13 protein-coding genes, 1 other RNA gene and 1 CRISPR repeat array are annotated in these 22,037 nt (G+C 38.6%); of the genes, 4 read left to right on the top strand and 10 right to left on the bottom strand.

The features are described 5' to 3' along the window. Positions 1–60: 60 nt before the first annotated feature. On the top strand, positions 61–2,046 hold the full coding sequence (gene ggt / locus OD757_RS08070; RefSeq protein WP_263031504.1) for a gamma-glutamyltransferase: 1,986 nt from the start codon (positions 61–63) through the stop codon (positions 2,044–2,046). A 161-nt stretch (positions 2,047–2,207) separates the two neighbouring features. Next, positions 2,208–2,566, top strand: a transfer-messenger RNA (tmRNA) gene (gene ssrA / locus OD757_RS08065). Positions 2,567–2,684: 118 nt separating this feature from the next. Beyond that, a CRISPR array of direct repeats spans positions 2,685–6,254; the repeat unit is 28 nt; unit sequence TTTCTAAATCATCTACACGATGAGCAAC. A 97-nt stretch (positions 6,255–6,351) separates the two neighbouring features. Here ssrA and cas1f read toward each other — a convergent pair. Genes cas1f through OD757_RS08040 form a run of 5 tightly spaced genes read right to left on the bottom strand, consistent with a single transcriptional unit; the run spans position 6,352 to position 11,066 of the window. Continuing rightward, the gene (gene cas1f, locus OD757_RS08060) at positions 6,352–7,305 is read right to left on the bottom strand and encodes a type I-F CRISPR-associated endonuclease Cas1f (RefSeq protein ID WP_263031503.1); all 954 of its coding nucleotides are present in this window, start codon (positions 7,303–7,305) and stop codon (positions 6,352–6,354) included. A gap of 11 nt (positions 7,306–7,316) precedes the next feature. After that, positions 7,317–7,925, bottom strand: a complete 609-nt coding sequence (locus OD757_RS08055) for a type I-F CRISPR-associated endoribonuclease Cas6/Csy4 (protein WP_263031502.1) — start codon at positions 7,923–7,925, stop codon at positions 7,317–7,319. A 2-nt stretch (positions 7,926–7,927) separates the two neighbouring features. Next, positions 7,928–8,989, bottom strand: a complete 1,062-nt coding sequence (gene csy3, locus OD757_RS08050) for a type I-F CRISPR-associated protein Csy3 (RefSeq protein WP_238516782.1) — start codon at positions 8,987–8,989, stop codon at positions 7,928–7,930. A gap of 29 nt (positions 8,990–9,018) precedes the next feature. Next, positions 9,019–9,903, bottom strand: a complete 885-nt coding sequence (gene csy2, locus OD757_RS08045; RefSeq protein WP_263031501.1) for a type I-F CRISPR-associated protein Csy2 — start codon at positions 9,901–9,903, stop codon at positions 9,019–9,021. After that, positions 9,900–11,066 (bottom strand): hypothetical protein, encoded by a 1,167-nt coding sequence (locus OD757_RS08040; protein WP_263031500.1) that lies wholly within the window; start codon positions 11,064–11,066, stop codon positions 9,900–9,902. Before OD757_RS08040 ends, csy2 begins: the two co-directional genes overlap by 4 nt. Before the next feature lie 1,322 nt (positions 11,067–12,388). Between OD757_RS08040 and cas3f the strand changes: the two genes are divergently transcribed. Together cas3f and OD757_RS08030 are read left to right on the top strand one after the other, a co-directional pair. Further along, positions 12,389–15,625, top strand: coding sequence for a type I-F CRISPR-associated helicase Cas3f (gene cas3f / locus OD757_RS08035; protein WP_263031499.1), 3,237 nt, complete (start codon positions 12,389–12,391; stop codon positions 15,623–15,625). Between the two features lie 175 nt (positions 15,626–15,800). Beyond that, the gene (locus tag OD757_RS08030; protein ID WP_263031498.1) at positions 15,801–16,196 is read left to right on the top strand and encodes a hypothetical protein; all 396 of its coding nucleotides are present in this window, start codon (positions 15,801–15,803) and stop codon (positions 16,194–16,196) included. A gap of 74 nt (positions 16,197–16,270) precedes the next feature. Here OD757_RS08030 and OD757_RS08025 read toward each other — a convergent pair whose 3' ends face one another. The 5 genes from OD757_RS08025 to OD757_RS08005 form a co-directional block, all read right to left on the bottom strand. Further along, positions 16,271–16,891, bottom strand: a complete 621-nt coding sequence (locus tag OD757_RS08025) for a hypothetical protein (protein WP_263031497.1) — start codon at positions 16,889–16,891, stop codon at positions 16,271–16,273. 207 nt (positions 16,892–17,098) lie between these two features. After that, on the bottom strand, positions 17,099–17,383 hold the full coding sequence (locus OD757_RS08020; RefSeq protein ID WP_263031496.1) for a hypothetical protein: 285 nt from the start codon (positions 17,381–17,383) through the stop codon (positions 17,099–17,101). A gap of 648 nt (positions 17,384–18,031) precedes the next feature. Continuing rightward, positions 18,032–19,378, bottom strand: a complete 1,347-nt coding sequence (locus OD757_RS08015; RefSeq protein ID WP_263031495.1) for an OprD family porin — start codon at positions 19,376–19,378, stop codon at positions 18,032–18,034. 77 nt (positions 19,379–19,455) lie between these two features. Further along, entirely contained in the window at positions 19,456–20,841 is a 1,386-nt protein-coding gene (locus OD757_RS08010) for an MFS transporter (protein WP_263031494.1), read from the bottom strand. 172 nt (positions 20,842–21,013) lie between these two features. Then, positions 21,014–21,958, bottom strand: coding sequence for a dihydrodipicolinate synthase family protein (locus OD757_RS08005; RefSeq protein ID WP_000050874.1), 945 nt, complete (start codon positions 21,956–21,958; stop codon positions 21,014–21,016). Between the last annotated feature and the right edge of the window lie 79 nt (positions 21,959–22,037).

Raw genomic sequence — 22,037 nt, 5'->3', positions numbered from 1 at the left:
AACAAAGAAGCTTGCATGGCAATTGCATGGATAGGCAAGCGTATATATTGGAGTTATCACGTGAATAAAAGATATTCATTTTTGTTCAGTAGTTTATTAGCAGTCGGTTTATTACAAGGATGTGGAGATGACTCCTCGTCAGATCAGCCCAAGGATGATTCAAACACAACCCCGCCCAATTTAATTGTTGATAATGACCCGACCAGTTGTAGCAAACTGGCCCAAGACGGTTCAAGCGTGGTGGTTGGTTCAAACCAAAATGGTGACCCAGCAGCGCCTGAGGGTGCATCGGGTTATAGACTCGGTAACACGGTTAAATACGCAGATAAATATATGGTGGTGGCAAACACGCCACTTGCGGTAAAAGCGGGTTGTGATGTTTTAAGAGCAGGTGGTAGTGCAGTCGATGCGGCCGTTGCGGTACAAGCGGTGTTGGGTCTAGTCGAACCACAATCGAGCACCATTGCTGGTAGTGGTTTTATGATGTATTACGATGCCAAAACCAAAAAAGTTACTGCTTATGATGGTCGTGAAACTGCACCAGCCGCAGCCAACGAATTTTATTTAATTCGCCAAGACATATATGACCCAAATTCACCAGCACCTGTACCAAGCGCGCGCCGTAGTGGTCGCTCGATTGGTGTGCCGGGTGTGATGCGTTTGCTTGAACAAGCCCAACAAGAACATGGCAAGCTTGAATGGAAACAGCTTTTTGGTGAAGCGATTGGTTTGGCTGACAACGGTTTTCGCATTCCGGGACGTTTGGCAGATGCAATTGCAAGCAATGCAAACAATTTAGCGCTCGATGCAGATGCAATGAGAATCTATTTTCATTCAGATGGTTCACCACGCAAAGTCGGCGAGACCATGACCAATAAAGAATATGCAGATACCCTCAAAGCAATAGTCTCCGAGGGTGCAAATGCATTGCATACTGGTCGGATTGCTCAAGCGATTGTTAGTGAAGCTGGCCGAACTGAAGGAGAAGACCCAGCAAAAACTCCAATTACCCCAAGTTTGATGACCTTGCAGGATTTATCGAACTATCAGGTTAAAAAACGTGACCCGATTTGCACGACGTACCGTGACCGTTACTATGTATGTACCATGCCGCCTCCATCTTCGGGAGGGATTGCGGTTGCGCAAACACTAGGTATTTTAGAAAACTTTGATATGTCACTTTACCCACCTAAAAACCCTGAAAATGAAGGTGGTGTGCCAGATGTGATGGGCGTGCATTTAGTCTCTGAGGCAGAACGTTTGGCCTACGCTGACCGCGATAAATATGTAGCAGACACTGACTTTGTTGCTTTACCAGCACAAGGGATTGCAAGCTTTATTGATAAAAATTACTTAAAGCAACGTGCAGCATTAATTAACCCGAACCAAAGTATGGGCGTTGCGCCAGCGGGTAATTTCAACCCAGCTTCGGGTGTTGACACCACTGTTGAACATGGTACAACTCAGTTCACGATTGTAGATGCCTATGGCAATGTGGTTTCAATGACATCGACTGTTGAATCGAGCATGGGTTCATTCCACATGGTTGATGGTTTCTTGCTGTCGAACCAGTTAACTGACTTTAGCGCAAATCCTTATGATAGCACTGGAGCACATGTTGCCAACCGTGTAGAAGGAGGCAAACGCCCACGCAGTACCATGGCGCCAACTTTAGTGTTTAAAGGCACCACGCCAGATGAGTTTTATATGGCAACAGGTTCACCAGGCGGCGGCACGATCATTCAATATGTAGTTAAAACTTTGGTAGGTGCGTTGGACTGGAACTTAAATGCACAGCAGGCTACTTCGCTTGTTAACTTTGGTGCGACCAATAGCAAAAACACCAATGTAGATAGCTCGAATGTGCAGCTTTCTTTGCTTGATTTGATTGAAGGCTTAAAAGCAAAAGGGCATGGCGTTGCCAACACTGCGCAAACCAGCGGTATTTCAACGATTATGAAAGTAAATATTAATAATCAAAGCAAATACGCAGGTGGGGTAGACCCACGCCGTGAAGGTATTGTGTTAGGCAATGGTGCTTTATAGACCAAACATTAAAAAAAGCTGTCATTTTTGGCAGCTTTTTTATGAGGGGCCTTGAAAAAAACAAAAGGCTCTCCATTATGTAAATATGTTCATCAGTAGCAGACTGTTGATAAATTGCACAGCATTTTATTTTAGTTATGCTATGATGTTCAGACATTCATGGGGATGTTATTGGCTTCGACGCTGGTGATGAAACTCATAGATGCATGCCGAGAGCGCATTTTCTCTCGTAAATCAAATTTGCATATTTTAGTCGCAAACGACGAAACTTACGCTCTAGCTGCCTAAGGGCAGTTTGTCCGCTTCCTAGAATACTTGTGGTTTAGGAACCCGACCGTAGCGCACGCACACAAGTCCGTATAGAGTCAAGCCTCGGGGCTTTATACCAAACTTAGAGGATCGCAACTTGTACCCTGTTCGTCGGGTCACAAGGTGTTAAAACAATAGACGATATCTAAGCATGTAGTATTCTCGAGCGTAATGCTGGCGGACGCGGGTTCAACTCCCGCCATCTCCACCAAAATTCGTGAAAAACCCTGAAACGTAAGTTTCGGGGTTTTTTCTTTTTAAGATTTAAATTATTAAATCATCTATGCAATGACGAACTTTATTGAGCAGGGGAGTCTATACACTTCACATTTCTAAATCGTCTATGCGATGAGCAACTTTATATAAAGAAGGGATCAAATATAAAAAATGTTTTCTAAATCATCTGGGCGATGAGCGACGAAGAAAGTGATGGTCATATCTTCAGTGAGATTTTCTAAATCATCTATGCGATGAGCAACTTGAAATCGTAGAGCAATACGAAAAGCAATCATTTCTAAATCATCTATGCGATGAGCAACGCCTGTTAATTGAGGTTTTAATTCAACAAACATTTCTAAATCATCTGAGCAATGAGCAACTTAGGATAGAAAAACTCATGGTTTTGACGTATTTTCTAAATCATCTGGGCGATGAGTAACTCCCTCTTTATCTTTTTCTTCTGCGATATCGATTTCTAAATCATCTGTGCGATGACGAACTAAATGATCAAGAAGTAACAACTTTGCTTCCTTTTCTAAATCATCTGTGCGATGACGAACGATTGATTCTTAAACGTGTACTGTTAACGGTCTTTCTAAATCATCTGTGCGATGACGAACGCTACCGCTATGCCAACTAATGAATTGTTCCGTTTCTAAATCATCTACACGATGAGCAACAACTTTATAAGGTTGATCAAGCTATTTCAGTGTTTCTAAATCATCTACACGATGAGCAACAACTTCTAAATCCGCTGCCCATGCCCAAGGAATTTCTAAATCATCTACACGATGAGCAACAGGGTATAACTTTTCTCCCGGAAGTAATTTAATTTCTAAATCATCTACACTATGAGCAACAACATGTCTCAAAAAATGGCTAAAAACGGTAGTTTCTAAATCATCTACACGATGAGCAACGGCTTCGATTATGTCTTTTCACCTAACTATGTTTTCTAAATCATCTACACGATGAGCAACAAATATCGCCTGCTTCAATTCGAGTACTGTTTTTTCTAAATCATCTACACGATGAGCAACATAAAATTGAGGTAGGTCGGCAAGCTACGGGCTTTCTAAATCATCTACACGATGAGCAACTACAGCGTTATATACATTCGAATCGACTACGTTTTCTAAATCATCTACACGATGAGCAACATACAGTTAAGCAAATCGCCGAAGAATTCAAATTTCTAAATCATCTACACGATGAGCAACCAATAATAGAGATAGTGTAGGCGGCTCAATGTTTTCTAAATCATCTACACGATGAGCAACAGGTTATTGCATTAGAGCCATTATTTCCTAATTTTCTAAATCATCTACACGATGAGCAACTTATTATCTTTGTCCAAGATATTAAAGATGTCTTTCTAAATCATCTACACGATGAGCAACGGTAAAACCATGTATATGTTCTTGCCGGTGATTTTCTAAATCATCTACACGATGAGCAACAACAAGATCGATTGAACGCTCAGATTGCTCTTTTTCTAAATCATCTACACGATGAGCAACACATTTACCGCCTTACGTGAATTTCATTGTTTTTTCTAAATCATCTACACGATGAGCAACCCTACACTATTGAAGATGCATTGAATGAAGTATTTCTAAATCATCTACACGATGAGCAACTTTATTAAGATATTTCCAAGGTTTGGTGGAGTTTTCTAAATCATCTACACGATGAGCAACGATAGCGCTCAAAATCTACACAATAGTCTAGATTTCTAAATCATCTACACGATGAGCAACTGGAAGAGTTTACAGGTGTTGTTCGTCGTTATTTTCTAAATCATCTACACGATGAGCAACGATAAACACGTCCAAAGCGGTTAAAGTCATTATTTCTAAATCATCTACACGATGAGCAACGCCGTTGTATGTAACGGTCCAATTCTTATCCGTTTCTAAATCATCTACACGATGAGCAACAATATTTTATGGTTTTTAGCTTTTTTAATTATTTTCTAAATCATCTACACGATGAGCAACAAAAAAGGGCTTTAGGACAAGAATCAATTGTTTTTCTAAATCATCTACACGATGAGCAACCAGAAGATGATGAGCCTGAAGATGATGATAAATTTCTAAATCATCTACACGATGAGCAACTAAACCCAAACACCCAACCGCACGACGTAAATTTTCTAAATCATCTACACGATGAGCAACGACGCTATACGGACAACTACCTGACGCAATGTTTTCTAAATCATCTACACGATGAGCAACTTAGATACGATTGCAAAATCTCAATCAAAATGTTTCTAAATCATCTACACGATGAGCAACACAAGGGTTAAGTCTTCAACAATAACTGTCACTTTCTAAATCATCTACACGATGAGCAACACTTTTCTCCAGACATAAAAAAGCCACCCTTATTTCTAAATCATCTACACGATGAGCAACACTCTGGATCATTCAGAATCATGTTTTTCATTTTTCTAAATCATCTACACGATGAGCAACAATGTGACCACATCATCAACACGGCTCAAGGTTTTCTAAATCATCTACACGATGAGCAACTCATTTCACGCAAAGTTGATTGAGCGCTGATTTTTCTAAATCATCTACACGATGAGCAACATGATGCTTGGCAACCAGTAGCAAACGTTGACTTTCTAAATCATCTACACGATGAGCAACATAAGTGGCTCATCGATCTGTTCATGAGCTTTTTTCTAAATCATCTACACGATGAGCAACCATCAAATGCGCCTCAAACCCCAAACCATCAATTTCTAAATCATCTACACGATGAGCAACTTAAATAAGATTATGCAATTTCCAGTGCTCCATTTCTAAATCATCTACACGATGAGCAACCGTCCGGTACGCGTTTCTTGAAGTGCGGAGTTTTTCTAAATCATCTACACGATGAGCAACTATGAGTCTTTGCGCGTACCAGCAGCGTTAAATTTCTAAATCATCTACACGATGAGCAACGCCGTAAACATAGTAAGAAATTGCAGGGGATGTTTCTAAATCATCTACACGATGAGCAACTAACTGAAGGCGGATTTATAATGCGTGAAATTTTTCTAAATCATCTACACGATGAGCAACGTGTCAGATCAAATGAAAAACACAACTGATATTTTCTAAATCATCTACACGATGAGCAACGATGTCTCACCAAAAAAGTCGTTAATGATTGATTTCTAAATCATCTACACGATGAGCAACTTGCTGTGGGTAGTTGTAGGTTGCCTAATAGATTTCTAAATCATCTACACGATGAGCAACATACAATGCAAGGTGCCAATGCATTAGCAGCATTTCTAAATCATCTACACGATGAGCAACGGGCTAGTGATTTTGTATGTTAAATCCGTGGCTTTCTAAATCATCTACACGATGAGCAACGTGGAGATTTAACTCCAGTGATGACAAAGAATTTTCTAAATCATCTACACGATGAGCAACAAAAAGGTATTTCCACTTCGTCATTATCTACTTTTCTAAATCATCTACACGATGAGCAACAGACTGGCGGCTAAATGGAATGTTTCCGTTGATTTCTAAATCATCTACACGATGAGCAACAACTGTTGTGATGTAGCCATAACTTTTCCTCATTTCTAAATCATCTACACGATGAGCAACAATAATCGATCTCTTTTCATCTTCTGGTTTATTTTCTAAATCATCTACACGATGAGCAACTAGAGTTAAGTTAAAACAAAACTCTTAAAATCAATTATATAAGTTTTTAATGAGTGAAAATACTTCGTTATGAGGTACTTGGATTAAATGTATGATTTTATTTAATTTTACTACATATATCAGTAATGAAGCTAAACATGTAATCTAAAATATCTTGGTCTTGGCATGTTTCAATAAGCTGCATTCGGAATTCTTTTTGATTTAAACCTCTTGCTGCACATGTAAAAGCGAGTGGCATCACAAAAGCATCTTTCACTAGATCAGCTAAGTCAAAGACTAGACCTCCGCGACGTGTTTTACCGTGCAAAATAGGTAGGGCAAAGCTAATTCCCATTCCATTTAAAGCAACCGCCGCATAGCCATAGGCAATATAGTTTCCATGATCGAGGTAGCTGTTGGCTATATCAGCAATAGTGTCGTGAGAATTTTTTCCTTCATTGCGAATAAACTCAACTCCAAAGCCTTTAGCAAGTTGTTTGTATAACGTTTTAGCCCAACGTCCTTCGGCTGCAAGTAATTCTTGTTGATTTTCGGAACGGTCAATATCTTGTTTAAACGTGTTTAAAGCATTTTCATCAATATAAATACCCGATTGAATCAAATCAAAATTCTTCTTCCATGATTGTGATACGAGGGCAATACGTTCAAGTAATAATATTTTTGCCATCAGTAAACGTGCATCATCTTCTAACCATGCTCTCATCCAAATTTGCATATATTCAGTAGGGCGATATTCACTTTGGGGCGCTAAAAATGTTAAGTCTAATGATGAAAATAAAGGGGAACCGCCAGAACCGCAAAACCCAACCATGACATTAGATTCCGCTAAACGTCTGGCAGCCCCATCTGTTAATGAACTGCCTTTGCCAAGTAATAAAAAGGCTGTGTTTTTCTCTGGAATATTATAAAAATATTCCACAGGCTGTGAGTTCTCCGTCAAGTAAACAATTCGATCATCTTTTAAAACGACACGAACTCTTTCGAGATAAAATACGCAGGCACGCTTTGAAAGCATAAGTGGGCGGCTGCGTTCTTGACGGAGTTGACTCATATTATATTTCCTTAAAAGACAGGTAGGGCAAAAGGACTTTCCTTACGGGCAAGTCCATAGCTATCGGGCAGCCCGTATCCCGCGTTTTCACTCTCCTGAACATCAATAATGACTGTAAAACCATGACCTGTACTGCTGACCACCTGAAAGAAGGGCATTCCTTTCGCAGTTTTTAAGCGTCTATCTCTTAAAGGTTCATTTTGGTGGGAAAGCTTAGTACGTTCAGCTTTGAGGGTTGGAATACGAAACTTTCGATAACTTTTCCAACCAGAAGTTTTGGCAGTAGGAACAGCAATTGCGGCACCTAAAACGGTATAGTCGCGAATTTTCCAGTGTCCTTTAATTGCCTCGATTAACTCATCTAACTCATCCTGTTTTTCTGCAAAAATTCGCAAAATATCAAAGTTAGGTTTAGCTGAACGACCATGTTTTTTCTCAAACTGTTCTTGCTTCGCTTTCAATTTATCGGATATCTCCAACGCAAGAGCGTAATGCGCAGGTAGTTTTCGAAATGCACCATGAATGACGGTGTAAATTTGATTACGAATATGACCAAGTTTTAAATCCGTATCATCTGATGATTCAATAACACGGATATCCAGATAGTAATTGGCATCCATGATTATTCACCCTCGGAGTACACGCCACCACGAATTAAACATGCAATCAGGAACATACCTTTTTCGCTGTTTACATCTAGTTCATCAATTTCTTTTAAAATATCGAATGCAGAAACTTTGTCTTTACCTACGCGATAGAAAATCTGACCTTCTAGGTTTGCACCGTTAGGCTCTACTGCAATTGGCTTTTCATCGTTTTCTTTAAATAGTGGATACCAAGTATCAATTGTTCTTAGAGCATTTCCGATTTTTTGGTCACGTAATGCAGCTTGACCCAGATATTGGTTGTCATTTGCTTTGTGGTCTGGTTTTTTCGGTGTTAATTGATATAGAGATCGAGAGAAACCTTTTGGTTTATCTTCTAAGTAATTTTGAGAAGGGAAAACTTCTACACCACCCATTCCAAAGTCAACAATCGCTTCAATATGCAATGCGGCACTTGTTGATTCACCTGTAATTCCTTTTAACAAAATATCTGCTAGTTTTTGTTCTTGTTCAGATGGTTGATCAAAACTCTTAAGGTTATAAGAAAGCGCATCAAAGCTAAATGTTTCAGGGTAGTCTTGAGCAGTCACTTGAATGGTAATACTTTCAGCGACAATACGGTTACGCCATAACCAGCGGCCATTAACAATATTACGTACATAACGACGTACAACTTCTTTTAGCCCATCACTTTCTTTGGCGCGATTTACAAAATTTAAGAAAGCTTGGCGGAAATTATATTCTTCGGTTTTATCAGCACCAGCTTTAGACGCACTTGCAAACAGTACATAGCTCAAGTCAATAAAACGAAAGTCCCATTTCACCAAAAGTTTTGCTTTAGGTTGTAATTTTGCAGATTCAGTAAGCTGAATGTTTGTAACTTCGCGTGCCAGTGAATTACCTGTTGCCGCACCTTTTTCTTTGTTACCTGCTACGTTTTGAGTCCCTCGAATACCGTGATACATCACATGTAAAGGTTCTTGTTTGCCATCTTCAAATAAATTAAAAAAAGCCCCATCACTCACCACTGTACCGCGTTGTAAAGAAAGGCTACCTGGTAATTTCTTAAAAATTGTCATGTGAAAAAGTCCTTATGTTTAAAAGTGAGTTATGCATTAATGCAATTTTGTTTTAAAAGAAAAATGTCGTCTTGCGGCCAGTGGTAGGTCCACAATAATTTTTGCAAGTTATGCCAAGAGTCATCCTCAGTCTCGGTATTTTTCCTTAGAATCTCGCCTAAAGAAAAATACTGAACAATGCCAGTAAGCGGTTCTGCATAGGCATGGGCTGTGGTTTCCTGATCTTGTGCTTGGCGAATACCAGCTCGTTGGTCTGTGAGTGGCTCAAGTAGGGCGTACCCCAAATTAGTTGCCGATATCCAACTTAAATTTTGATCATTAAAGAACGTTCTAAGCGCATCTGCTTTTAATGCCAACAGTTGGGTAAATGCCTGAACTCGATTAATTTGTTTACGTTGCTGATATTCAATAAGCAAATCTTGTCGATCTAAAATGGCAAACCCAGTTTTGATTTTCTTTAAGGCAGTTTCTAATTCATTTTCAGCATGTGTCGTAATTTCTAAAAACTCGATAATTTGTCCACCAGCAAAACGGCTACGTTTCAGTATATTTGTTAGTTTTTCTGGACTAATGCGAGAGCTAGAAAATTTGATAACAAGGCTAAACTCCAAATGACAAGATGCGGTTGGTTGTAAAGACAACGCATATTTATTTTTAGAAGAATAGTCCTTTTTACCAATAAACACGGCACCACGACGTTGAGCAGGCGTAAAGCGACCATAGGCCTGTCCACCCAAACGTTGTTGATCATGATGAATATAAATAATGCCTTCTTCTTGAGTACCTAATTGCCTTGCTAAATGATGTGCAAACATATTGGCTGCAAACAAAGGTACACCACCTAATAAGAAGCCATTGGTTTGCATATTTGCATTTTGTACTCGCATACGAGGAATAACGACATAACGACTCATCGAACAATCTCCCGTAAGCGGCGGGCGATATAACCTTCTGAATTGCTATCTAGGCTAATCGTTACAGTTTCATTATTTATTTCTATATCAAAGGTTTCATTGGTGATTTTTCTAGCCAGATAATCTGAGAACTTTATTCTCCAGTTATCATCTCTTAGCTCTGGGTCAATCAAACCTTGCACAACAAACGAAAGGCTCGGATGAACCCAAAAAGAAGGACGCTCAATTTCTTTCATACTTGGTAAAATTGATTCAGCCTCTTCTAAAATATTTTTTTGGAAAGTCGCTTGTCTTAATACATCTTTAGCAAGGATATTCAGGAAAATAACTTCCTGATCTCGTACATCCCGATTAGTAGAAGGAGCGAAAATCTCGAGGTCATGCCAATTTTGAATAGTATTCGTTGCAGTAATAACAAGTTGGCGATTTAAAATTTCTGACCACTCTTTAATTGCTTCTTTTGCCCGTTTAGTTCCATTAAGTAGTTTTATTTTGCGGGATAGACGTATCGTAAATCCATTATAGAAAATCGCTAATGCTTGGCGTAATTTTTCACTTGCTTGAGGAGCGTCAACTGTAATAGGGCGTTGCATTGAACGAACGAGGCTTCCCACATTTTGTGGATTGGCTCCGCCTATGCCAAAAACAGCAGTTTGAATGCGGTTAAACTCACTCTCTTTTTCTTTACGTAACTCATTTACAGCTTCAACTTCTTTGTTTACAAGATAATTTACACCAGCAGCAGTAAGTGGGCTAACTGAAACGTATTCACCATTTTTTGGAATTAGAAGCTGGCGCATACGTATATCAATGTTTTCTGTACCTGATTGATAGGGCTCATTAAAAACAGATGAAATGGATGGCTTGAGCTGTTCCACTTGTTGTTGAAACTCAGCATCTTCTGAACTGATATCATTATTAATCATGGCTGCTTTTACGACTTTAAAAATAGAAGCCGTTTTACCTGCATTTGCCTGATAATCAGTTGGAATAAGGAAGTCTTCATTTAATAAAGTTCGAGCACTAAGATAGGGTAAATCAAGTGCTTGTTGTTTACTTAAACGAATTCCACCTTTTTCAATATTGGAGTTAATCGTCTTTAAACTAAAGTGTACCGATTCTTCTAAAGCATTTATAAAAATATCAGTTTGTGGTTCAGGCATTATCTTCCCCGTTTGTTATCTAGCCAATTTTTAACACATTATTTGAAAAATGAAAGTATTGAAGTTGAGATCTGCGACAAATTAAGTCGTAAAGACAATTGGATGAAAATATTATATGCTTCATAAATTTAGCCTAAGACGATTAGGTTATATTTTTAAAATAGAAAAATTAATATAATTCAATGGATTATGTTTTTTATGTTTTGAAGGTTTTTGATTCATTAAAACTTTATATTATTGTTTTTAAGAGTTTTGTTTTTACTTAGCTCTAGTTTTTCATCGTATAGATGATTTAGAAAGTTGGCGTACGGATAACGGAAGAACGCAAAAGGTTGTTCATCGCCAAGATGATTTAGAAAATTAGCCACCACCTAACTTTGTTTTAGTTGCAGTTGTTCATCGCACAGATGATTTAGAAATTTTCATCCATACCATTAGCTATAGAAAAAGTGTTATTCATCGCCTAGATGATTTAGAAACTATTCCAGATCAAAGATATTGTTCAGCAAAAGTTATTCATCGCATAGATGATTTAGAAATTGAAGTGTGAATGATGCAAGCGATGTACAAAGTTATTCATCGCATAGATGATTTAGAAAGTCAAACGACAGGGCTACAAACACTTAATCTTGTTATTCATCGCATAGATGGTTTAGAAAATGTGATAGGGGTTCGCCATCATTAAGTCATAGTTCATCATCGCTGAGATGATTTAGAAACCTGTAATTAATCTGTATGGTGCTACAGCTACGTTCGTCATCACTCAGATGATTTAGAAACATCGTTCCATGCGGGCCTTGGCAAGCGCTGAGTTCGTCATTGCATAGATGATTTAGAAAACACCCGTTGTACCAATAACGCATGTATTACGTTCGTCATCGCATAGATGGTTTAGAAATATCGTGTATTTGATTCTAAAAAGAAAGTGAAGTTATTCATCGCCCAGATGATTTAGAAAAAACTCACGAATAAACTGTTCTGGTTTCATTGGTTATTCATCGCATAGATGATTTAGAAATTACAGCCTTCCTCATCGATCAGGACGGACGAGTTATTCATCGCATAGATGATTTAGAAAATTACGCTCGTGATATCGGCATTCAATTCTGCGTTATTCATCGCATAGACGATTTAGAAAATCATCCACTCACCGGCTTCTTGAATGTTATAGTTCGTCATCGCCCAGATGATTTAAAAGAGTTCCTTCCAAAATTTAAGACGACATATTTTGTCGTTAAAAGGCTGTATTAAGCTGATAAAAACTTTCTCTTCTTAAAACAAAAGATTATATTTTTATTACATTCGAACTTTAATAATAAACTATGCACGTCATTCTCATCTCTGCTTGCGAAAAAAGAGCTTTAAAGAAAACTCGAGCGATTTTGGATAGCTATGCTATTCGTACAGGACATTCGTCTTGGCAAGCCCCAATGACAATGGAAGGCTTAAAAGAAATTCGTAGTGCATTAAAAAAAGTAGCCACTCGACAGACTGCGGTAGCTGCTTATATTAATTTTGGTGTACGAAGAATGAAGCTTGCATGGGTTGTAGGAGCAAAACATAAATTTGCCCATGACGGGGCATATCCAGTTGCATCGACCAAAAAACAACAAAAACTACTGATGCTAGATGAATGGGTCAAAGTAAGTAGCTTGTTGGCAGGTGCAGCAGGTGACATGCATGATATTGGTAAAGCTTCACAACATTTTCAGAACAAATTAAGTCCAGAAATGGCAGGGCAAAAAATTAGAGATGACATTCGACATGAATGGCTGTCTTTAAAACTATTACAACAACTCAGAAAAAATGGATGGGACTGGCAGCTTGCTTGGAAAAATTTAGATAAAGGTTTAGAGAAATTTACTTTAGGTGATCGACAAGAAATTGAACAGGGAATTCAAAATGAATTAGAAGCAGTCGATTATTTAGTTGTTACACATCATGGTTTATTAGGAGTTGAAGAAACTTTAAAAAATGATCCACTCGCATTACCCCATTATGAAAATCATGTTCGTACATTAGTTCCAAGCCGTGAACAAATGAGCTGTGCAGGTGAATTGCCAGACTCTATTTTTAAAAGTCATCAAAAACGTATGCAGCGTTTAACTGCATTAATACCAAAACAAAAAATAAACCAGCTTTTGTACTGGAAAGCCTTAGCACTACATTCACGAGCAGCACTCATTCATGCCGATCATATTGTCTCGGCACAACAATATTCTTTGCAAAAGCCTGAAAATGTATCATTATTTGCAAATACAAAGCTTAAAAATATAGGTTCAGACAAGAAAGCAAAATTACAGGACCAGCCACTGGAATGGCACTTACACCAAGTCGGAGATCGGGCTTCACGCATTGCAGTTCAAATGATGACTGATTTGAGTTTATCTGGTCTATCTGAGCAAACAGTTGAATACATTTGCCAGCCAACAACTCACCCGCGTTTCCAATGGCAAAATATCGCAGCAAATGCATTGCAAAAAAATATACAGAAGCACCCTGAAATACCAGCATTGGTATTCAATATTGCAGGGACGGGAAGTGGTAAAACCCGTATGAATTTGCGAGCTGCGTGTACTTTACGACCAGATGACCCAAGACTAGCGATTGCTCTTAATTTGCGTTCTCTAACTTTGCAGACTGGGCATGCACTTAAAACATCGATGAATCTATCGGAAGATGAAATCGCCGTAATTATTGGAAATACGGTTACCCAGACTTTATTCGATCAAAGTAAAGAGAAAATTGAGTTTGTTGATGAAGATGAAAATCATCCAGAACCTATTTTTGATGCTTGGGGTGAGGACTGTGATTTACCTGAGTGGTTACATCCATTATTTACGGTTGAAAAAAATGGACATAAAGTTTTAGATCAAAAGGAAACTACAATCCTTGCTTCGCCATTATTAGTTTCAACCATTGATTATCTGATTGCAGCGGGTGAGCCTCATAGACAAGGACATCACGTTAAAGCATTACTCAGAGTGAAGAGTAGTGATTTGATTTTAGATGAAGTTGATGGCTATGAACCTAAGGCATTGATTGCTGTTTTACGTTTAGTTCAGTTAGCTGCAATGTATGGGCGAAACGTTATTTGTTCGTCGGCAACCTTATCACTTACAGTTGCCAAAACAATTCATCGGGCTTTTGAGTCAGGTATGCAAATGCGGGCAGCCCTTTATGGTACCGAGAAAAAATCAATCATTGCGATTATTGATAATGAGCTTAAACCACAGGTCTGGTTAGAAAGATCAAATCAAAAATCAGAATTTAATATAAACTACCAAAAGCATTTAGATAATTTACAAGTTCACTTGCTCTCTAAGCCTACCTATCGACTGGCTCAGTTGCTTTCGTTACCTGAAACTACAGTTTTATTGTGGAAACAGTCAGTATTGGAAGGAGTAAAGCAACTTCATCAAGAGCATGCATGGAATTTTAAAAAGACCGAAAAGAAAATTTCTTTGGGGCTTATACGGGTTGCTAATATTAAACATGCAATTCGACTTGCTCAATTTATATCAGATTATTTACCTGAGGCAAAAGTAGCTTGTTATCATGCAAACGACTGGCTTATTTCAAGATTTTATAAAGAACAACGTTTAGATCAGCTTTTAACACGTCATAAAGACGGTAAAAAAAGAAAAACTGGTAATGAGCAGATCGAGCAAGATGATGAAATGATTGACCTCATTCAAAAATCTAATTCTCTAAATATTCCATTTATTGTAATTGCAACACCAGTGGAAGAAGTTGGACGAGATCATGATTTTGATTGGGCTATCATTGATGCATCAAGTGTGCAGTCAATTGTACAAACAGCGGGTCGTGTTAATCGTCATCGGTTAGAAAAAGTACAGCAACCCAATATTATGATTCCGCAGTGGAATTATCGTTATTGTGAGCGACGCGATATTGAAAAACTTAAGCAGCAAAGTAAGCAGCGTCGCCCTGTATTTGTATACCCTGGTTATGAAGGGTATGGTTCATCGGTAACTTCAACTTATTCATCTCAAGATTTAAAAGAGCTTTTGCCGTGGGACCATCAATCTCAATTAGTCATTAATGCCAGACTTCGCTTTGATCAGATAAATTGTTTATTTGCAAAACATGATGACCAGCAGATAGGAAATTTTTGCCAAAATTATTTTAATGATCAAGGGGAGCAGTTATTTTCTCGCTCTGATGTAGATGCAAGTATCATGACAGAGAATATTTATAATTTAACGCCTTTACGAGAACGTAACTATCAAGAAACCTATATGTTTGAGTGGGCTGAGAGCTTGATTGTTAAAAAACAAGTTTATGGTTTTGATGAGAAAGCGACTAAAACTTTAAAATATCCAAAATATGGTTTGGTATGGGATCAAGTGAAGTTCGAAGAAATTCCTGCTAAACCACAAGCATGGTTAGCTCTCGATCCACAACAAATGAAAGATTACTGTTATGAGTACCAAATTGCTAATGAGCAAGGCTGCCGTATATCTTTAACACCTTACAATAGAGACGAAATACCTATTTGGTCTTATGATTATGGCTTTGGTGTTATGCAAAAATAAATTACTAAAAATAAGGTTCTCGTACACAACAGAAGCTTAATTTTTTATATCGACTTAGAGCAGCCTTCCATCGCAGCTAATTTTATTTTATTTTTATAGTATTGCTATTTCTTCATTAGAATTTTGTCTCTTGATTCGTTAGAAATACCTCAAAATAATATTTAGGTTAAGTGAAATGACTTTTTTATCCTGTAAAGAAATTGATGAGCTCATGACAGGGCTAGGGTATACACAAACTAATACTCGTAAATATGCTCATGAATTTAAATTAAAAAATGGTCAATATGTTTATGTTAAGCAATTGAAAGATAGTCAAAAAAGAAAAAAAGAACCTTCGAGGCTTATGATACATCCATCTTTTCAGAAATTTAAAGAAGATTTAACAAAGCTAGAGAAAGTTGAGTTTAGCTTTGAGCAAAAAGGAAATATGAATTCTGCCTTTGCTGAATTTCCAAAATGTGATCTATCGAAATGTGATGGAAATCCTACAGAATATGGAATAGGAGTTAACTTTAAAGATAAATTAGCATTAATTAATTTTCTAAAATTTATTGAAAGTAGTAAGTACTAAGAGCTCTAATGAGCTCTTTTCATTTAATTAATGGGAGACGGATTTTTCATGCTTGCTAGTCATCCCATAATTATCTATTCCTTAACTTTTATTCTTTCATGTTCAAAATTCTTTAAAAAATTATAAGCATCAGATATTTTATTAGCTCTATGAAGACCAACTAAGGCTATAAAAATAAACAGAATTGGCCAAGTAATTAAATTAAATGTTATTAAAAAGCTACTAGTATCAATAGATTGATGCAAGATTGCTAAATAATGCTTTAGAAACATCAATGGGACCATGGCTAAAATGGCAAAGAAAGAATACATGCATAAAAATAAGATACCCTTTGCCATAGTATATTTATTCTTTAAGTCAACAATCTTATTATCCTCATCAATAATTGGTTTTATGTATTTCCGAACATCAACATATCTTTCAACCCAAAGTTCCATATCTACATAACTATAGAAATACTGTGCTTCTAGAAAATTGATATTTTTTTTCATTATCAATTTTTGAGCAACACGATCTTTTACTAACTGTGATTCAGCAGTAGAAATTACAATTGCATCAAACTCTTTAGCAGCTTCAATACTTTCGCTAAACTCCAATCTTGGATGTTTTTTAAAGTTATGCCGTGATGAAATATAGGCAACCATTAAAGGAACTAGGACCCCACATACAGTAGTAATAGCAGTAAGACTAATCATTTGTTTTATCTAATATTTAATTTGGATTGTTATATAACATATTGTTTATTTTATGAAAATATTTCACTGTAATTTTTTAATCTTAATTTATTTAGGACGATCACATTCCCCTCAAGGCCCCCGTGCCACAACAGAACTTTAATTGTTTGCGCTGATTTAAAGTTATCTACCATTGCGACACAGAGATAAGGGAGCTAAGCCAAACGCTTAGCCCATGTCTTCTTTATCGCACCGCCGTATTACACTAAGAAAAGTAGGGGCAAAGTCCTGTGGGAGAGCAGGACTTTGCAAACTGACATGTTCTAGACGTTGCATAAGCTTATGCGAATACACTTGTTCAAGCCGTTGGTAAATACAGTCGCAACTGGCTTGGGTGTGCCCACCAGACAGGCAAATTTCTTCAAAATCCTGCTGAGTGTGTAGGTCACAACCCGAAACGCTGTAATCGCCGACAACGAGGCCTAAAACCAAAATAGTTTTATAAAATTTCATATTATTCTCTTAATGATTGGGGATATATCAATGAGAAAAAATAAACCGCTATATTTTAAGTTTTAAAATCATTTTTAAAGGCAATAGTTAACCCGCCTGTAAAAGCAATAAAATAAAATGACTTAAATTTTAAAATAAAAATAATATATAAATTTGAAAATTTAGATAATAGAAAACCCAAATTTTAAATAAATAAAAAGTTTATAAGGGAGAGGGGGTAAATATATATAGTGGCATGGTCAACTCCTTAAATTGTATGGAGCTCTACCACCAACAATCACCGCGAATTAATTTATGGTGGTAGAACGAAAGGGGGTTGACAGACCGGACATACAGAACCAGCACACCCGAAGGTGTCCCCCTTCCGCCCTACCGCAACATGAGGGGGACGGTGGTTTTCACACAAATTTCTCCCTCAGAAGGATAAATCTGATGTGCTGTATGTAAAACGGTCTGTCAAAACCGACTGACAATGTGTGCCAGCGAGACCATAATAATCATAAGTTTTTAACAGGTCAATTCAATTTAAATAAAATATTATAAAAATTTTAAATATAAATTTATATTTTAATTAAACTCAAAAGTTTATCGATTTAAATTGGTGAATTAATAAATATAATAAAGCTAAACTAAACGTTTAGCGTGTGCTTAAAATGTATAACGGTAATTAATAAATACACGGTGCTGGTCCCAATCTTTACGGGTCATACCATTTATTTTTTCACCTAGGTTTGCATTTTCAAACTTTGACTTATAATGCAAAAATGAATAACGCACATCTAAGTTTTTCACCCACGGCAAGGCATAACTCACCGTAAAGTCAAAGTAACGCTCTTTACCTTCAATATCACTGCTAATGTTACTTTGGTGAGCGCCAAAACCATAAATATACTTCGCTTCGGTTTTTAAACCTTTTACGTAGTCTTTCCAGTTATATTTTAGGCGAAGGGCAACCGCAGTTTCATCGTTATTGGTAAAGTCAGGGCCAATGGTCGCAGAGGTCGGAAACGGGTTGGTGCCGTGGTCTTGCGTTAAAACCGAGTTGCGGTCAGAGTGCACGGCAAAGTTATCCTCAATCCAAAAACCATCAAACTTTGAAACCGCAATGCCACCTTCAATATTATTCTTGGCCACATTTACATCGATAAAATAACCATTCCCGCGGTTGTTAATGTCTTGGCCTTTGACACAATCCAGCTCGGTTTCGGCACCGCATTTAAACAGCTTGCCATCATCACGCGAGAAAAAAGCACCCGTGTTGAATGTCCACATAAAGCCACGCAAGGGCAGTTTATATTGAGCAATCGCCCCATACTTTTTTAAATAATCTTTGCTATTTAAATATTCGGCATTCAAGCTCCAGTTTTTATACTGATACTTGGCTCCAAGCAAACCGACATAATCAATGTGCTCGTCATTTTCAGTCACCAGTTTTTCAAAAGAGTCCATGCTGCGCGGTTTCCAGCGGTCATAGTAAGCAATGTAAGTCTGTAGCTGATCATTCAGTTGAAATTGACCACTCGCACCCGAAAAAGTATCGGGCACTGCGCGGTTATTGGTGCTTTTAAGCAACAGCGAATCTTGTAACTGACGGCCTAACTTAATTTCACCTTTATCGCCCAGTTTTGCTTTGATGTAGAGCTGTCCTAAAGTCGCAAAGTTTTGGTCAAGCTTGCCGTTATTTTCGACTTCTAAAAGCTGAGCGCTCGGTTTGCCAGAGTCAAATAACTTGGTGACTGCATAGAGTGAACCATCTACCCCAAGCCAGTCCCACAAGTAAGGCGACTGATAATTTAACTCAAGCCCTAACGCACTTTGTTCATATTCACTCGACGAAGGTGAAGGGTTAGCAAGCGTGGGGTGGGCAGTGCCTTCATCGTTCCAGTAACGGGTGTTGAGTTTTAATTCTAACTTGCCAAATTCTTGAGGACGCTCTGCATACGCGTTGCTCACACTGCCTAAACCAATACAGCCCCATAGCAAATATTTATTCATTTTAAATTCCTTTTTTAAGCATGAATAAGCCCTTTGCCTAACGCTGGGTTAGGCAAGCTTTTTATGAAATGGATGAATTAAGGAGAGAGTTTTTCGAGCACTTGGCCTTTGGTTTCAATGGCAAACAAGAAGGTCACTAGGCCACCAACGAGCGCCACAACAGCTAGCACACTAAACACATATTGAATGCCATAGCCACCAACAACCAGACCCACCATAACAGGCCCAATTGCAGAGCCAGCACGTAACCAAGCGGTACTAAAACCAATGCCCATCGCACGTAGGCGAGTAGGGTAAAGTTCGGCAGCGTAAAGATATAAAGAGAATGAAATGGTCTGCAAAATGGCATAGCTAATCGTTGCGAAAATTACAACTTCCATCGCCGATTTTGCGCCTAAAACCGAGAGGCTCATGAGTGGAATAATCGCCAAGAAAAACGCTGCACTGTACCAAGGACGGCGGCCGACTTTATCAATCATTAACGCACAGATAATAGAGGCAATCACACCCACACCCGAGGTAATCCAGCCATAACCTAAACTGGTTTGAAGCGACAGGCCAAAGTGTTGTTTGTAGAGAGATGGCAGCCAAGTCACCATGGCATTGTTCACCATATACACGCAAAACCACATGCCCCACAGGGTAAAGGTCCGTTTACGGTAAATGCCACGGAACAGCTCGCGCCAGTTGGTTTTTGCCATGCCTTGCGGGTTAATTTCTTTAACCACGGGTTCAGCCAAAGTTTTACCACTTTTGATGGCACCATCTTCAAAGCTTTTAACGACTTGATCTGCTTCTTTAAAACGGCCTTTTGAGGCAAGCCAACGTGGCGACTCAGGTAAGAAAAACCGTAAAGGAATGACCAGTAAAGATGGAACTAGGCCCACAATAAACATGACTTTCCAGCCGTAAATGGGCATCAGGAAAAATGCTGCCATGCCTGCAAACATAAGACCAAGTGGGAATAAAACTTCATAGAGCAAGAAAAACTTACCGCGTTTTTCTGCACCAATAAACTCGTTAATATAGGCACTTGCAACAGGCACTTCGCCACCTGTTCCAACACCTTGTAAGAAACGGAAAATTAACAGCGACATTCCGCTCCATGCAAACAGACAGGAAATGTCCATTGCCACAAACAGTAAAATGGTAAAAGACAGCACTTTTAAACGACCGACTTTTTCGGCAAGTGAGCCAAAAAAGATCGCACCGACCAGTTGTCCGACATAGCCCGCAGCAATGATCGCACCGACATAGGCAGGCGTCAGGTGCCATTCAGTAATCAGTTGGGGTAAAGCAAAGGCAATCGCAAGAACAGTATAAGCGTCAAAAAAGGTCGCGATACCGATGGTAATTCGCATAAATTGCAACCGACCAGTGACGGGTAGTCGTTCGAGTCTTGCAATAATTTCCGCATTTTTTTGATGATGACTAATTTGTTCTACATCCGCTAGATTTGTCATCTTATATCTCCTTATCACTACATTCCTCGTAGTTTTGTTGTTCTATTTCGCACTACCTGTTCACCACAGTTTGCATGCTTTTTATTATTGTTTTTAAGAGACATGCCCGATGTTTGGCCTCAGGCAGCGTACAGGAAAAAAAGGCTAGCGTACATGCTAGCCCGAATAGAATTTAAGCAACGGCTTGGGTTAAATCGACCTTGCCAATTCCGGCTTGACGCATTGCATCATGAATTTCTTGCTCAGCACCATCTGCCAGTGGAAGTAGTGGAGAACGCACAGTAGCATGGTCCAAAATTCCGCGAGCAACTAAAGCATGTTTAAGCGCGACCGTGCCTTCCATGTGTGAACCACGGTGATAGACATTGCGAGTCACTGGTAATAATTGGTCGTGAATAGCACGAGCTTTAGCGTAATCTTTAGCTTTACCTGCTTTAATCATTTCAATTAATAGTTCAGGGGCAATGTTGCCGTAGCCAACCAAAGCGCCGTCTACATCAAACATGGTGTGAAGCAAATATTCATCGTGGCACGTCAACACTTGTAAGTCTGGGCGTTCACGGCGAATAATCGGAATTTCGACATCCCAGCGGCGCATGTTACGCACACCATTTTTCATGGCAAATACGCCTGGCTGTGCAGAAATATCGAGTAGGGTTTCTAGGTCGTAAGTGGCTTTAGTCGCATCTGGATATTGGAATAAAATAGATGGCAAACCACTTTCTTCATAAATTGCTTTATAGCGGTCTTGTGGCGCGCCTTTTTGATAGCCAAAACGCAACCAGCCATGTGAAGGGTAAATCAAACCTGCCGAAGCACCTGCGCTCACTGCACGTTTTGCTTCTTCTGCTGCAACCGAAGTACCTTCGAGTGTAATCCCTGCGATTACCGGAATTTTGTCATCTACCGATTTAACAAAGCTTTCGATGACCTGCATTTGTTCTTTTTGCGACAAGAATGTTCCTTCACCTGCATGCCCAAGAACAACCAAGCCTTTCACACCATCAATACTGCCTAACCATGAACCTAAACGTTGAATTGCATCATGGTCTACTTGTCCGTCACGGGTAAAAGGAGTCACAGGTGCTGGGGTTAATCCACGTAAATCTAAACTCATAATCGTACTTCCTATACAGTGTAATTAAATATTCTCTGGTTCTTAATCTGACTTAAATCGTGTTGTAGAGAACATGATT

The sequence above is a fragment of the Acinetobacter sp. AYS6 genome (genome assembly GCF_025630795.1).
GTDB lineage: Bacteria > Pseudomonadota > Gammaproteobacteria > Pseudomonadales > Moraxellaceae > Acinetobacter.
This window is presented reverse-complemented; position numbering and strand designations above follow the sequence as displayed.

Excerpts from the sequence above, each read along its gene's own strand:
- OD757_RS08025 (WP_263031497.1), bottom strand. The coding sequence starts at position 16,891 with ATGATTAGTCTTACTGCTATTACTACTGTATGTGGGGTCCTAGTTCCT.
- cas3f (WP_263031499.1), top strand. The coding sequence starts at position 12,389 with ATGCACGTCATTCTCATCTCTGCTTGCGAAAAAAGAGCTTTAAAGAAA.
- OD757_RS08040 (WP_263031500.1), bottom strand. The coding sequence starts at position 11,066 with ATGCCTGAACCACAAACTGATATTTTTATAAATGCTTTAGAAGAATCG.
- OD757_RS08015 (WP_263031495.1), bottom strand. The coding sequence starts at position 19,378 with ATGAATAAATATTTGCTATGGGGCTGTATTGGTTTAGGCAGTGTGAGC.
- csy3 (WP_238516782.1), bottom strand. The coding sequence starts at position 8,989 with ATGACAATTTTTAAGAAATTACCAGGTAGCCTTTCTTTACAACGCGGT.
- csy2 (WP_263031501.1), bottom strand. The coding sequence starts at position 9,903 with ATGAGTCGTTATGTCGTTATTCCTCGTATGCGAGTACAAAATGCAAAT.
- OD757_RS08020 (WP_263031496.1), bottom strand. The coding sequence starts at position 17,383 with ATGAAATTTTATAAAACTATTTTGGTTTTAGGCCTCGTTGTCGGCGAT.
- cas1f (WP_263031503.1), bottom strand. The coding sequence starts at position 7,305 with ATGAGTCAACTCCGTCAAGAACGCAGCCGCCCACTTATGCTTTCAAAG.
- OD757_RS08005 (WP_000050874.1), bottom strand. The coding sequence starts at position 21,958 with ATGAGTTTAGATTTACGTGGATTAACCCCAGCACCTGTGACTCCTTTT.
- OD757_RS08055 (WP_263031502.1), bottom strand. The coding sequence starts at position 7,925 with ATGGATGCCAATTACTATCTGGATATCCGTGTTATTGAATCATCAGAT.
- OD757_RS08030 (WP_263031498.1), top strand. The coding sequence starts at position 15,801 with ATGACTTTTTTATCCTGTAAAGAAATTGATGAGCTCATGACAGGGCTA.
- OD757_RS08010 (WP_263031494.1), bottom strand. The coding sequence starts at position 20,841 with ATGACAAATCTAGCGGATGTAGAACAAATTAGTCATCATCAAAAAAAT.